Here is a 12187-nt window from a genome sequence, read left to right as displayed (position 1 = left end):
GCCGGCGTCGCGGCGTTCGACGCGGCGTGGCTCGACGCGGCGCCCGGCTACGCGGCGTGCGTCGCGTGGACGCGCGCGTGAGCCGGGATCCGCGCGCGGCGCTCATTCGAGCGGCGCGTCGTTTGGCGCCGCGTAGCGCGCCTTGATCACGTCGCTCATCGCGAAGTCGAACGACAGCCCCTTCGGCGGCACCGGCTTCATGAACCACTTGTCGTAGAGCGCGTCGATCTCGCCGCGCTTCATCAACTGCACGAGCACGCCATCGACGAGCGCCTTGAACTGCGGATCGTCCTTGCGCAGCATGAACCCGTAGGCTTCCGACGATTGCGGCGTGCCGACGATCTGCCAGTCGGCCGGCTTCGCGGCGAGCTGGCGCACACCCGCGAGCAGCACGTCGTCCATCATGTACGCGGCCGCGCGGCCCGATTCGAGCGTGAGGCGTCCTTCGCCGTAGTCTTTCGCGCTGATGATCTGCATGTTCATCTTCTTTTCCTCGTTCATCTTGCGCAGCAGGCGTTCGGACGTCGTGCCCTGGTTCGTCACGACCGTCTTGCCGGCGAGGTCGGGGAAGTCGCGAATGCCCGACGTCGTGCGCGTGAGCAGGCGCGTCGTCGCGACGAAGAAGGTGGTCGAGAACGCGACCTGCGCGTGACGCGCGGCGAGGTTCGTGGTGACGCCGCATTCGAGATCGACGGTGCCGTTCTGCACGAGCGGGATGCGGTTCTGCGACGTGACGGGGATGAAGCGCACCTGCAGGCCGGGCTTGCCGGTGCGCGCCTTCACGGCGGCGATCACGCGATCGCACAGGTCCTGCGAGAAGCCGATGACCTTGCCGTTCGCGTCGGCGTAGGAGAACGGCACTGACGTTTCGCGATGGCCGATCGAGATCAGGTTGCTCCGGCTGATCTTATCGAGCGTGCCCGAGAGCGGCTCCGCGGCGAGCGACGCGCCGCATGCGAGTGCGCACGCGGCGAACAGCAGGGGGCGGCCGAACCGGGCGGTGAATCGTGACGGGAAGGACATGGCGGTCTCCGTGGCGAATGGTGATCCGTATGTTGCCAAAAACAAAATAACTGCAACAACTGTTAAGCGCCCGATCCCACGGGCCGATCCGGCGGGCCGTACCGGGCATCAGGGAAACTCCCAAGTCGAAATCGGTGAAATACGGGTTGTCTAGACAAGTTGGCGTGGCTACACTTCAATCCATTCCGAACTTGTCTAGACAGGATTGCTCACATGATTACGTTGACCCCCGGCCACCTGACCCTCCCGCAACTGCGCCAGATCGCACGCGAATCGGTGCAGCTCACGCTCGACCCGGCGAGCTTCGCGAAGATCGACGCAGGCGCGAAGGCCGTCGCCGACATCGCCGCGAAGGGCGAGCCGGCCTACGGCATCAACACGGGCTTCGGCCGTCTGGCCAGCACGCACATCCCGCGCGACCAGCTCGAACTGCTGCAGAAGAACCTCGTGCTGTCGCACGCGGTCGGCGTGGGCGAGCCGATGGCGCGCTCGTCGGTGCGCCTGCTGATGGCGCTGAAGCTGTCGAGCCTCGGCCGCGGCCACTCGGGCATCCGTCGCGAAGTGATGGACGCGCTGATCAAGCTGTACAACGCGGACGTGCTGCCGCTGATCCCGGTGAAGGGCTCGGTCGGCGCATCGGGCGACCTCGCACCGCTCGCGCACATGTCGGCCGTGCTGCTCGGCGTCGGCGAAGTGTTCATCCGCGGCGAGCGTGCAAGCGCGATCGACGGTCTGCGCGTCGCGGGCCTCGCGCCGCTGACGCTGCAGGCGAAGGAAGGCCTCGCGCTGCTGAACGGCACGCAGGCATCGACCGCGCTGGCGCTCGACAACATGTTCGCGATCGAAGACCTGTACCGCACCGCGCTCGTCGCGGGCGCGCTGTCGGTCGACGCGGCTGCCGGTTCGGTGAAGCCGTTCGACGCACGCATTCATGAACTGCGCGGCCATCAAGGCCAGATCGACGCAGCGGCGTCGTATCGCGACCTGCTCGAAGGCTCGCCGATCAACCAGTCGCACCGCGATTGCGACAAGGTGCAGGATCCGTACAGCCTGCGCTGCCAGCCGCAGGTGATGGGCGCGTGTCTGGACCAGATGCGCCATGCAGCCGACGTGCTGCTGGTGGAAGCGAACGCCGTGTCGGACAACCCGCTGATTTTCCCGGATACGGGCGAAGTGCTGTCGGGCGGCAACTTCCACGCCGAGCCCGTCGCGTTCGCTGCCGACAACCTCGCGCTGGCCGCATCGGAAATCGGCGCACTGGCCGAACGCCGCATCGCACTGCTGATCGACGCGACGCTGTCGGGCCTGCCCCCGTTCCTCGTGAGGGACGGCGGCGTGAACTCGGGCTTCATGATCGCGCACGTGACGGCTGCCGCGCTCGCATCGGAAAACAAGACGCTCGCGCACCCGGCATCGGTCGACTCGCTGCCGACCTCGGCGAACCAGGAAGACCACGTGTCGATGGCGACGTTCGCCGCGCGCAAGCTCGCCGACATCGCGGACAACACGAAGCACATCCTCGCCATCGAACTGCTGGCTGCCGCGCAAGGCGTCGACCTGCGCGCGCCGTACCACACGAGCCCGAAGCTGGCGCCCGTGATGGAAACGATCCGCGGCAAGGTCGCGCACTACGAACTCGACCACTACTTCGCACCGGACATCGCCGTGATCGCGAAGCTGGTCGGCGAGCGTGCGTTCGCGAAGGTTGCGCCGTTCTCGTTCGCATCGGAACAGTAAGCCCATGAGCGCGCCGGTCTACCAGGAGATCAAGGACTTCATCCTGGCCCGCATCCACGCAGGCGAGTGGGAGGAGGGCGACCAGGTGCCGTCCGAGAACGAGCTGGCGCGCGAATTCAAGGTGGCGCGCATGACCGTCAACCGCGCGTTGCGCGAGTTGACGGCCGAGCAGGTGCTCACGCGCATGAAGGGCGCGGGCACCTACGTCGCGCGGCCGAAGTACGAATCGACGCTGGTGGCGATTCGCAGCATCTCGGAAGAAGTCGGCGCACGCGGGCATGCGTATCACGCCAGCGTGCTCGGCCTCGACACGATCCGCGCCGACGAGGCGATCGCCGACGAGATGCAGGTGGCCGTGCGCACGAAGCTGTTTCATTCGCAGGTGCTGCACTTCGAGAATGACGAGCCCGTGCAGCTCGAAGAACGATGGGTGAATCCGGCGGTCGCGCCGGATTACGCCGAGCAGGATTTCACGAACACGACGCCGAACCTGTACCTGATGCGCGCGGCTCCGCTGCAGCGCGTCGAGTACCGGATCGAAGCGGCGGCCCCGGCGCCGGAGCGGCGCGAGCAGCTGCGGATGGACGACGTCGAGCCGTGTCTGGTTTTACATCGACGCACCTGGTCGCAGGGCGTCGTCGCCTCGGTGGCGAATCTGTGGCATCCCGGCAGCCGATACCGCTTCACCGGGCATTTCTGATTCCTATTTGATAGTCATTTTCCTTCGGGAGCAGTCGTCATGAACCATCCGAAACACATCGATCCCCGTCTCGATCCGACGCGCACGATCCGCGCGCCGCGCGGCAGCGAGAAAGTCTGCAAGACCTGGCTGGCCGAAGCGGCCTACCGGATGATCCAGAACAACCTCGACCCGGAAGTCGCGGAGCATCCGCATGCGCTCGTCGTGTACGGCGGCATCGGCCGCGCGGCGCGCAACTGGGAATGCTACGACCAGATCCTCGCATCGCTGAAGGATCTGGAAGAGAACGAGACGCTGCTGATCCAGTCGGGCAAGCCGGTCGGTGTGTTCCGCACGCACAAGGATGCGCCGCGCGTGCTGCTCGCGAACTCGAACCTCGTGCCGCACTGGGCAAACTGGGATCACTTCCACGAGCTCGACCGCAAGGGCCTGATGATGTACGGCCAGATGACGGCCGGCAGCTGGATCTACATCGGTAGCCAGGGCATCGTTCAGGGTACCTACGAAACGTTCTTCTCGGTCGCGAACCAGCACTTCAACGGCGATCCGTCGGGCCGCTGGATCCTGACGGGCGGCCTGGGCGGCATGGGTGGCGCGCAGCCGCTGGCCGCGACGATGGCCGGTTTCTCGATGATCGCGGTCGAATGCGACGAGACCCGTATCGACTTCCGCCTGAAGACGCGCTACGTCGACAAGAAGGCGACGACGCTCGACGAGGCGCTCGGCATGATCGAGGAAGCGAAGCGCGCCGGCAAGCCGGTGTCGATCGGCCTGCTCGGCAACGCGGCCGACGTGTTCCCGGAACTCGTCAAGCGCGGCATCACGCCGGATTGCGTGACCGACCAGACGAGCGCGCACGACCCGATCAACGGCTACCTGCCGCAAGGCTGGACCGTCGCGCAATGGCGCGAAGCGCAGAAGGTCGATCCGCAGAGCATCGTGAAGGTCGCGAAGCAGTCGATGGCCGTCCAGGTGCAGGCGATGCTGGATCTGCAGGAACGCGGTGCGGCGACGCTCGACTACGGCAACAACATCCGCCAGATGGCGCTGGAAATGGGCGTCGAGAACGCATTCGACTTCCCGGGCTTCGTGCCGGCCTACATCCGCCCGCTGTTCTGCGAGGGCAAGGGCCCGTTCCGCTGGGTCGCGCTGTCGGGCGATCCGGAAGACATCTACAAGACCGACCAGAAGGTGAAGGAGCTGATCCCCGACGATCCGCACCTGCACAACTGGCTCGACATGGCACGTGAGCGCATCGCGTTCCAGGGCCTGCCGGCGCGTATTTGCTGGGTCGGCGTGAAGGATCGCTATCGCCTCGGCCAGGCGTTCAACGAGATGGTCAAGAACGGCGAACTGAAGGCGCCGATCGTGATCGGCCGCGACCACCTCGACACCGGTTCGGTCGCCAGCCCGAACCGCGAGACGGAATCGATGAAGGACGGTTCGGACGCAGTCAGCGACTGGCCGCTCCTGAACGCACTGCTGAACACCGCAGGCGGCGCATCGTGGGTGTCGCTGCACCATGGCGGCGGCGTCGGCATGGGCTTCTCGCAGCACTCGGGCGTCGTGATCGTCGCCGACGGTACCGCCGAAGCGCATGAGCGTCTCGGCCGCGTGCTGCTGAACGACCCGGCGACGGGCGTGATGCGCCATGCGGATGCCGGCTACGAACTCGCGCAGCAGACGGCCCGCGAAGCCGGCCTGAAGCTGCCGATGCTCGGCCGCTGAGCATGACGGCGCTCCACCAGGCGCCGGTGAACGCGACGATGATCCGCGCAGCGGATCTCGTCGCGTCGCCATGGAAGAACGGCGGTGGCGTGACGCGCGAAATCGGCGCGTTCCCGCCGGGCGCTGCGCTCGACGCGTTCGCGTGGCGCGTGAGCGTCGCGGACGTCGGCACGGCCGGGCCGTTCTCGCGTTTCGACGGAATCGACCGCACGCTCGTGCTGCTGTCCGGCGCGGGCATGACGCTCGCCGAGGAAGGTGGCGCACGCCACGTGCTCGATGCACCGCTGGCCCGCGCGGATTTCGCGGGCGAGGCGGCGATCGACGCGACGCTGCACGACGGCGCGACGCGCGACTTCAACTTGATGACGCGCCGTTCGGCCGCGCGCGGCGTGCTCGACGTATGGCGCGCAGGCGCGCACCGCATCGAGCATGCCGATACCGTGCTGCTGTATTGCGCGGCCGGCGAGGCTGCCGTTGAAATCGACGGCGCACGCTACACACTGGAAGAAATGGACACGCTGCGGCTCGACGGGCCGCGGCGTGCGTTTGACGTCGTCGTGAGCGGTAGCGGCGCGTTGCTCGCCGTGTCGCTCGCCATCGGCGAACGAGACTGAACGCATGAAATCGACTGTCTGGCATCACCTGAGGCTGTGTCCGCACGGCCATCCCGACGAGACGATCGACGACGCGGCGATCGCCGTCGACGAAACCGGCACGATCGTCTGGCTCGGCGCGATGTCCGCGCTGCCGGACGGTTATGCCCACTGGCAACGCGAGGATCTGCACGGCGCGTGGGTGACGCCGGGTCTCGTCGATTGCCATACGCACCTCGTGTACGGCGGCACGCGTGCCGACGAATTCGCGCAGCGTCTCGCGGGCGTCAGCTACGAGGAAATCGCGCGGCAGGGCGGCGGGATCGTATCGACGGTGCGCGCGACGCGCGCGGCCGACGAGACGACGCTGTTCGTGCAGGCCGCCGCACGCCTGCAGCCGCTGCTCGCCGAAGGCGTGACCGCGATCGAGATCAAGTCGGGCTACGGGCTCGACCTCGCGAGCGAACGCAAGATGTTGCGCGTCGCGCGCCAGCTCGGCGAACGCTTCCCGGTCAGCGTCTACACGACCTTCCTCGGCGCGCATGCGCTGCCGCCCGAATACGCGGGCCGCGCGGATGCGTATATCGACGAAGTGTGCGACCGGATGCTGCCGGCGCTGGCCGACGAAGGGCTCGTCGACGCGGTCGACGTGTTCTGCGAACGCATCGGCTTTTCGCTCGCGCAGACCGAGCGCGTGTTCGAAGCCGCGACGCGGCGCGGGCTGCCCGTGAAGCTGCACGCGGAGCAACTGTCGAACGCGGGCGGCACGGCGCTCGCCGCGCGCTACCGCGCACTGTCCGCCGATCACCTCGAATTTCTCGACGAAGCCGGCATCGAGGCGATGAAGGCGGCCGGTACGGTTGCTGTGCTGCTGCCCGGCGCGTACTACTTCATCCGCGAGACGCAACTGCCGCCGATCGAGCTGCTGCGCAAGCACGGCGTGCCGATCGCGCTCGCGACCGATCACAACCCCGGCACGTCGCCGCTCGAATCGCTGCTGCTGACGTTGAACATGGGCTGCACGCTGTTCCGCATGACGGTGCCCGAAGTGCTGCAGGGCGTCACGCGCCATGCGGCCGCGGCGCTCGGCCGCGCGGATCGCCACGGCGCGCTCGAGGTCGGCCGCCAGGCCGACTTCGCCGCCTGGTCGGTCGGCTCGCTGGCGGAGCTCGCCTACTGGATCGGCCGGCCGCTGTGCGAGCAGGTCGTACGCGGCGGCACGACCGTGTTTCGCCGGATGAATGGATAGCCTCATGACCGACACCACGTTGTTTGCAGACCATGCGTACCTGCCCGATGGCTGGCGCCGTAACGTGCTGCTGCGCTGGGACGCGGCCGGCACGCTGACCGGCGTGACGCCCGACACCGACGCACCCGCAGGCGTCGCGCGTGCGGCAGGGCCGGTGCTGCCCGGCATGCCGAACCTGCATTCGCACGCATTCCAGCGCGCGATGGCGGGGCTCACCGAATACCGCGCGAATCCGTCCGACAGCTTCTGGAGCTGGCGCGACCTGATGTACCGCTTCGCGCTGAAGATCACGCCCGACGCGCTCGCGGCGATCGCACGCTGGCTGTATGTCGAGATGCTCAAGTGCGGCTACACGTCAGTGTGTGAATTCCACTACGTGCACCACACGCAGGACGGCTCGCGTTATCCGCAGATCGCGGAACTCGGCACGCGTGTGATCGACGCCGCGCGCGCGGCCGGCATCGGCATCACGATGCTGCCCGTGTCGTACCAGTTCGCCGGCTTTGGTAACAAGCCGCCGCGCGACGACCAGCGCCGTTTCATCAACACGCCCGACGGTCTGCTCGAACTGCTCGACGCGATGCGTCGCACGGCACCGGAGCACGGCGGGCTGCGCTACGGCGTTGCACCGCACTCGCTGCGGGCGGTATCCGAGAACGGGTTGCGCGCGCTGCTTGACGGGCTGCCCGACGATGCGCCCGTGCATATCCATATCGCCGAACAAACGGCCGAAGTCGACGACTGCGTGCGTGCCTACGGCGCGCGCCCGGTGCAATGGCTGCTCGATCGCTTCGACGTCGATGCGCGCTGGTGTCTGGTGCACGCGACGCACGTCGACGCAGCCGAAACGGCCGTGCTCGCGAAGCGTCGTGCCGTTGCCGGCCTGTGCCTGACGACCGAAGCGAACCTCGGCGACGGCGTGTTCCCGGCCGTTGACTATCTTGCGCAGGGCGGTGTGATCGGCGTCGGCTCGGACAGCCACGCGTCGGTCGACTGGCGCTCGGAGTTGCGCTTGCTGGAATACGGGCAACGGCTCGTGCACCGCGCGCGCAACGTGCTGGCGAGCGACACGCAGGCACATGTCGCCGATCGCCTGTTCGATGCGTCGCTCGCAGGCGGCGCGCAGGCGAGCGGGCGGCGTGTCGGTGCGCTGCGCGAAGGCTGCCGCGCCGACTGGCTCGTGCTCGATCCCGATCATCCGGCGATCGCCGAACACGACAGCACGTCGTGGATGTCGGGTATCGTGTTCGCGGAGCATGGCGAGACGCCGGTGCTCGACGTCTACACGAGCGGCGAGCGCGTCGTGAGCGGCCGCCGCCATCGCGACGAAGCCGTCGCGTATGCCGACTACCGCGCCGCGCTGGCGCAACTGCTGCGCTGACGCGCGCAACCGGCGCACGCCGCATGCGTGCGCCGGCAGACCTCCAACGGTGATGCGACATGACTGAACAACCGGCTGTATTCACGCTGAAGCAGGGCACGCTGCCGCTGCTGATCTCGATTCCGCACGCAGGCACGCACATCCCCGACGACATCGCCGCGACGATGACGGACGATGCGCGTTTCGTCGACGATTGCGACTGGCATCTCGAACGGCTGTACGGATTCGCGGCCGATCTCGGCGCATCGGTCCTCGTGCCGTCGCACGCGCGTTACGTCGTCGACCTGAACCGTCCGCCCGACAACGAGAACCTGTACCCGGGGCAGGACACGACGGGGCTCGTGCCGGTCGATACATTCGACAAGGCACTGTTGTATCCGGCGAACGCACTGCCCGGCAACGACGAGATCATGCGTCGCCGCGATCGCTACTGGCTGCCGTATCACGACGCGCTGCAAAGCGAAGTCGCGCGCCTGAAGCACGAGCACGGCCGCGTGCTCGTGTGGGAAGCGCATTCGATCCGTTCGCACGTGCCGCGCTTCTTCGACGGCCGCCTGCCGGACTTCAACTTCGGGACGTCGAGCGGCGCGAGTGCCGCACCGGGTCTCGCAGAGGCGCTGGCCGCGCGCGTGCTCGAACACGGCGGCTATACGGCGGTCGCGAACGGGCGCTTCAAGGGCGGCTACATCACGCGTCACTATGGCGTGCCCGATACCGGCGTCGAGGCTGTGCAGCTCGAGCTGTCGCAGATCACCTACATGGAAGAGACGCGTCCTTACGCGTATGACGAAACGCGCGCGGCGCGGATTGTGCCGCTATTGCAGACGCTCGTCGAAACCGCGCTCGCGCATCGTTGAGCCGGGGCCGCACGGATGCGGCAGCGCGGCGGAGCAGGTGGGTCGCACCCCGCCGGCACGTAGCGCGCCACACCGATGCAATGCACAACACGGCATCGATCCACGAGATCGATGCCGTTTTTTTTCGTCTGATCGATGCCTTCATCGGCACCTGAAAATTTGACGCAATTTTTAGGTGATATAAGCTGAATGTCAGGAAGTCGTCACGCGCGCACCGGCGGCAGGGCCATCGATCGAGGCCGCACCGCGCCGGCATGCGCTGCGAGACACCTTGCCGACGTGTCGCCGCGCGGCATTGCCGCATGCGCTTCATTGCGACACGTGTCCTGCATTCATCAGTCAGTCGAGTACGATCGTGAAAGCCGCCAGCCCTTCGATACGCCGGACGCGAAGTCCGTCGGCGGGCGCGCCGCCTCAGGCCGGGCCGATCCGGCATGCTGATCGCGGCACGCGTGCCGCCCCTTTCCGCGAGCCTCGTTTCTTCGCTCTTTCCCATCGCGGCCTGCGCCGCTTCAATCTCGTGGCCGCGCACGTGTTCAGCGCGGTGCAGTGCGACGGCAGCGCGTCGTTGTTGCCCTAGCGTCCTTTTCCGTTTCCGTTCCGGGTCGCACCGCCTGTTGCCGCATCGTCCGCGCGGCAGGATCGTGTGTGAGCATGCGCCGCGTCGCGGTGCGCGCGCGCGGCGCCGGCACGAACCCTCATCGTCCCGCGTGCGAACGAGTCGCGCGCGATTACCGGAGAGATGTCCATGCGCCTGCGCCCGATCGTAGCCGTTACCGCCGACCGCATCCTGCGCGGCGCGCATCCGAACCACACGGCGGGGGAGAAGTACCTGGCCGCGCTCGTCGATGGCGCCGGCGCGCTTGCATTCGTGCTGCCCGCGCTCGGCGCGCGCCAGCCGGCCGACGCGATCGTCGCGGCGGTCGACGGGTTGCTGCTGACCGGCAGTTATTCGAACGTCGAGCCGCATCACTACGGCGGCGCCGCGAGCGCGCCCGACACGCTGCACGATCCCGCGCGCGACGCGACCGCGCTGCCGCTGATCCGCGCGGCGATCGAAGCGGGCGTGCCCGTGCTCGCGATCTGTCGCGGCATGCAGGAGTTGAACGTCGCCTACGGCGGCACGCTGCACCAGCGGCTGCACGCGACGACCGGCTTCGACGATCATCGCGAGCGGCCGGCCGATCCGCTTGAACGGCAGTACGGCCCGGCGCACGTCGTGCAGTTCGCGCCCGGCGGCCTGCTGCAGCGGGTCGCGCGCGGTGCGCAGCAGGCGACGGTCAATTCGCTGCACGACCAGGGCATCGCGCAACTCGGCGCAGGGCTCGTCGTCGAAGCCAGTGCGCCAGACGGACTGGTCGAGGCCGTCAGCGTGCGCGGCGCACGCGCGTTCGCGCTCGGCGTGCAGTGGCACCCCGAATGGCGCTACGCGGAACAGCCGCTGTCGCGCGACATCTTCGCGGCATTCGGCGCGGCGTGCCGCGCGCGCATGACACATCGCATTCATGCAGCCGGTGGCGCGATGCCGTCGCCGGCCGCATCCGACGTCGACTGATAGAGGCCGATCATGGAACCCGAACTGAGCGAATTCCTGCGACAGCACCGCATCACCGAGGTCGAGGCGATCATTCCCGACATGGCCGGCATCGCGCGCGGCAAGATCATTCCGCGCAACAAGTTCGAATCCGGCGAATCGATGCGCTTGCCGCAGGCCGTGATGGTGCAGACCGTCACCGGCGACTATCCGGAGGACGGCACGCTGACCGGCGTGACCGATCCCGACATGGTGTGCGTGCCCGATCCGTCGACGATCTGCCTGATTCCGTGGGCCGTCGATCCGACCGCGCAGGTGATCCACGACTGCGTGCACTTCGACGGCTCGCCGGTCGAGATCTCGCCGCGCTACGTGCTGCGACGCGTGCTCGATCTGTACAAGGCGAAAGGCTGGCAACCGGTCGTCGCGCCCGAGCTCGAGTTCTATCTCGTCGACATGAACGCCGATCCCGACCTGCCGCTGCGTCCCCCCGTTGGCCGCACCGGGCGCGCGGAGACCGGCCGGCAGTCGTATTCGATCGAAGCCGTGAACGAGTTCGATTCGCTGTTCGAGGACATCTACGAATACTGCGAGATGCAGGGGCTCGATATCGAGACGCTGATCCACGAGGTCGGCGCCGCGCAGATGGAGATCAACTTCGTGCACGGCGATGCTTTGTCGCTCGCCGACCAGGTGTTCCTGTTCAAGCGCACCGTGCGCGAGGCGGCGCTGCGCCACAACATGTACGCGACCTTCATGGCGAAGCCGATGCAGGACGAGCCCGGCTCGGCGATGCATATCCACCAGAGCCTGGCCGACGCACGCACGGGGCGTAACCTGTTCTCCAACGAGGACGGTGCGGTGTCGCCGATGTTCCACAGCTATCTCGCGGGGCTGCAGAAGTACACGCCCGCGTTGATGCCGATCTTCGCGCCGTACATCAACTCGTATCGTCGCCTGTCGCGCTTCATGGCCGCGCCGATCAACGTGCAGTGGGGCTACGACAACCGTACGGTCGGTTTCCGCATTCCGCAGTCAGGCGCTTCGGCGCGCCGTATCGAGAACCGGATCCCGGGCGTCGACTGCAATCCGTACCTTGCGTTCGCCGCGACGCTCGCGGCCGGCTATCTCGGCTTGACCCAGCAGCTCGCACCGACCGAGCCGATCGCGTCGGACGGCTACAAGCTGCCGTATCAACTGCCGCGCAATCTCGAGGAGGGTATCTCGCTGATGGCGGCCTGCACGCCGCTGGCCGGCATTCTCGGCGACAAGTTCGTGAAGGCCTACCTGGCGCTGAAGGACACCGAATACGAAGCGTTCTTCCGCGTGATCAGCTCGTGGGAACGCAGGCATCTGCTGCTGCACGTGTGAGCGTGCGGCGCTGT

10 protein-coding genes and 1 pseudogene are annotated in these 12187 nt (G+C 67.3%); 10 read left to right on the top strand and 1 reads right to left on the bottom strand.

The features are described 5' to 3' along the window. Window positions 1–81: pseudogene (locus BDO18943_RS43100) on the top strand (4'-phosphopantetheinyl transferase); the annotation flags it as partial. Between the two features lie 21 nt (window positions 82–102). Here the strand turns inward: BDO18943_RS43100 and BDO18943_RS38870 are convergent. Further along, on the bottom strand, window positions 103–1023 hold the full coding sequence (locus BDO18943_RS38870) for a glutamate/aspartate ABC transporter substrate-binding protein (protein WP_175026321.1): 921 nt from the start codon (window positions 1021–1023) through the stop codon (window positions 103–105). Between the two features lie 213 nt (window positions 1024–1236). Here BDO18943_RS38870 and hutH point away from each other — a divergent pair, with 213 nt between their 5' ends. From hutH to BDO18943_RS38825, 9 genes are all read left to right on the top strand, one after another. Beyond that, entirely contained in the window at window positions 1237–2760 is a 1524-nt protein-coding gene (hutH, locus tag BDO18943_RS38865) for a histidine ammonia-lyase (RefSeq protein ID WP_043190461.1), read from the top strand. Between the two features lie 4 nt (window positions 2761–2764). Further along, window positions 2765–3460, top strand: a complete 696-nt coding sequence (gene hutC / locus BDO18943_RS38860) for a histidine utilization repressor (RefSeq protein ID WP_043190458.1) — start codon at window positions 2765–2767, stop codon at window positions 3458–3460. Between the two features lie 39 nt (window positions 3461–3499). After that, a complete protein-coding gene (gene hutU, locus BDO18943_RS38855) occupies window positions 3500–5188 on the top strand; it encodes a urocanate hydratase (protein ID WP_175026320.1) in 1689 nt (562 codons plus the stop codon). A 2-nt stretch (window positions 5189–5190) separates the two neighbouring features. Further along, window positions 5191–5802: a HutD/Ves family protein gene (locus tag BDO18943_RS38850; RefSeq protein ID WP_175026319.1), complete on the top strand. Its 612-nt coding sequence runs from the start codon at window positions 5191–5193 to the stop codon at window positions 5800–5802. 4 nt (window positions 5803–5806) lie between these two features. Beyond that, complete coding sequence (hutI, locus tag BDO18943_RS38845) at window positions 5807–7030, top strand: imidazolonepropionase (protein ID WP_175026318.1); 1224 nt, start codon at window positions 5807–5809, stop codon at window positions 7028–7030. A gap of 4 nt (window positions 7031–7034) precedes the next feature. Next, a complete protein-coding gene (locus BDO18943_RS38840) occupies window positions 7035–8411 on the top strand; it encodes a formimidoylglutamate deiminase (RefSeq protein WP_175026317.1) in 1377 nt (458 codons plus the stop codon). A 59-nt stretch (window positions 8412–8470) separates the two neighbouring features. Further along, entirely contained in the window at window positions 8471–9268 is a 798-nt protein-coding gene (gene hutG / locus BDO18943_RS38835) for an N-formylglutamate deformylase (protein ID WP_175026316.1), read from the top strand. Between the two features lie 748 nt (window positions 9269–10016). Continuing rightward, window positions 10017–10823 (top strand): gamma-glutamyl-gamma-aminobutyrate hydrolase family protein, encoded by an 807-nt coding sequence (locus BDO18943_RS38830; protein WP_175026315.1) that lies wholly within the window; start codon window positions 10017–10019, stop codon window positions 10821–10823. Window positions 10824–10835: 12 nt separating this feature from the next. Next, window positions 10836–12173, top strand: a complete 1338-nt coding sequence (locus BDO18943_RS38825; protein WP_175026314.1) for a glutamine synthetase family protein — start codon at window positions 10836–10838, stop codon at window positions 12171–12173. Window positions 12174–12187 lie beyond the last annotated feature (14 nt).

This window comes from Burkholderia aenigmatica (assembly GCF_902499175.1).
Classification (GTDB): domain Bacteria; phylum Pseudomonadota; class Gammaproteobacteria; order Burkholderiales; family Burkholderiaceae; genus Burkholderia; species Burkholderia aenigmatica.
The sequence above is the reverse complement of the archived record's forward strand: the minus strand, read 5'-3'. Positions and strand labels throughout refer to the sequence as shown.

Bases quoted from the DNA above. Each gene is read 5' to 3' on its own strand.
- BDO18943_RS38870 (WP_175026321.1), bottom strand. From the start codon at position 1,023: ATGTCCTTCCCGTCACGATTCACCGCCCGGTTCGGCCGCCCCCTGCTG.
- hutH (WP_043190461.1), top strand. From the start codon at position 1,237: ATGATTACGTTGACCCCCGGCCACCTGACCCTCCCGCAACTGCGCCAG.
- hutC (WP_043190458.1), top strand. From the start codon at position 2,765: ATGAGCGCGCCGGTCTACCAGGAGATCAAGGACTTCATCCTGGCCCGC.
- hutU (WP_175026320.1), top strand. From the start codon at position 3,500: ATGAACCATCCGAAACACATCGATCCCCGTCTCGATCCGACGCGCACG.
- BDO18943_RS38850 (WP_175026319.1), top strand. From the start codon at position 5,191: ATGACGGCGCTCCACCAGGCGCCGGTGAACGCGACGATGATCCGCGCA.
- hutI (WP_175026318.1), top strand. From the start codon at position 5,807: ATGAAATCGACTGTCTGGCATCACCTGAGGCTGTGTCCGCACGGCCAT.
- BDO18943_RS38840 (WP_175026317.1), top strand. From the start codon at position 7,035: ATGACCGACACCACGTTGTTTGCAGACCATGCGTACCTGCCCGATGGC.
- hutG (WP_175026316.1), top strand. From the start codon at position 8,471: ATGACTGAACAACCGGCTGTATTCACGCTGAAGCAGGGCACGCTGCCG.
- BDO18943_RS38830 (WP_175026315.1), top strand. From the start codon at position 10,017: ATGCGCCTGCGCCCGATCGTAGCCGTTACCGCCGACCGCATCCTGCGC.
- BDO18943_RS38825 (WP_175026314.1), top strand. From the start codon at position 10,836: ATGGAACCCGAACTGAGCGAATTCCTGCGACAGCACCGCATCACCGAG.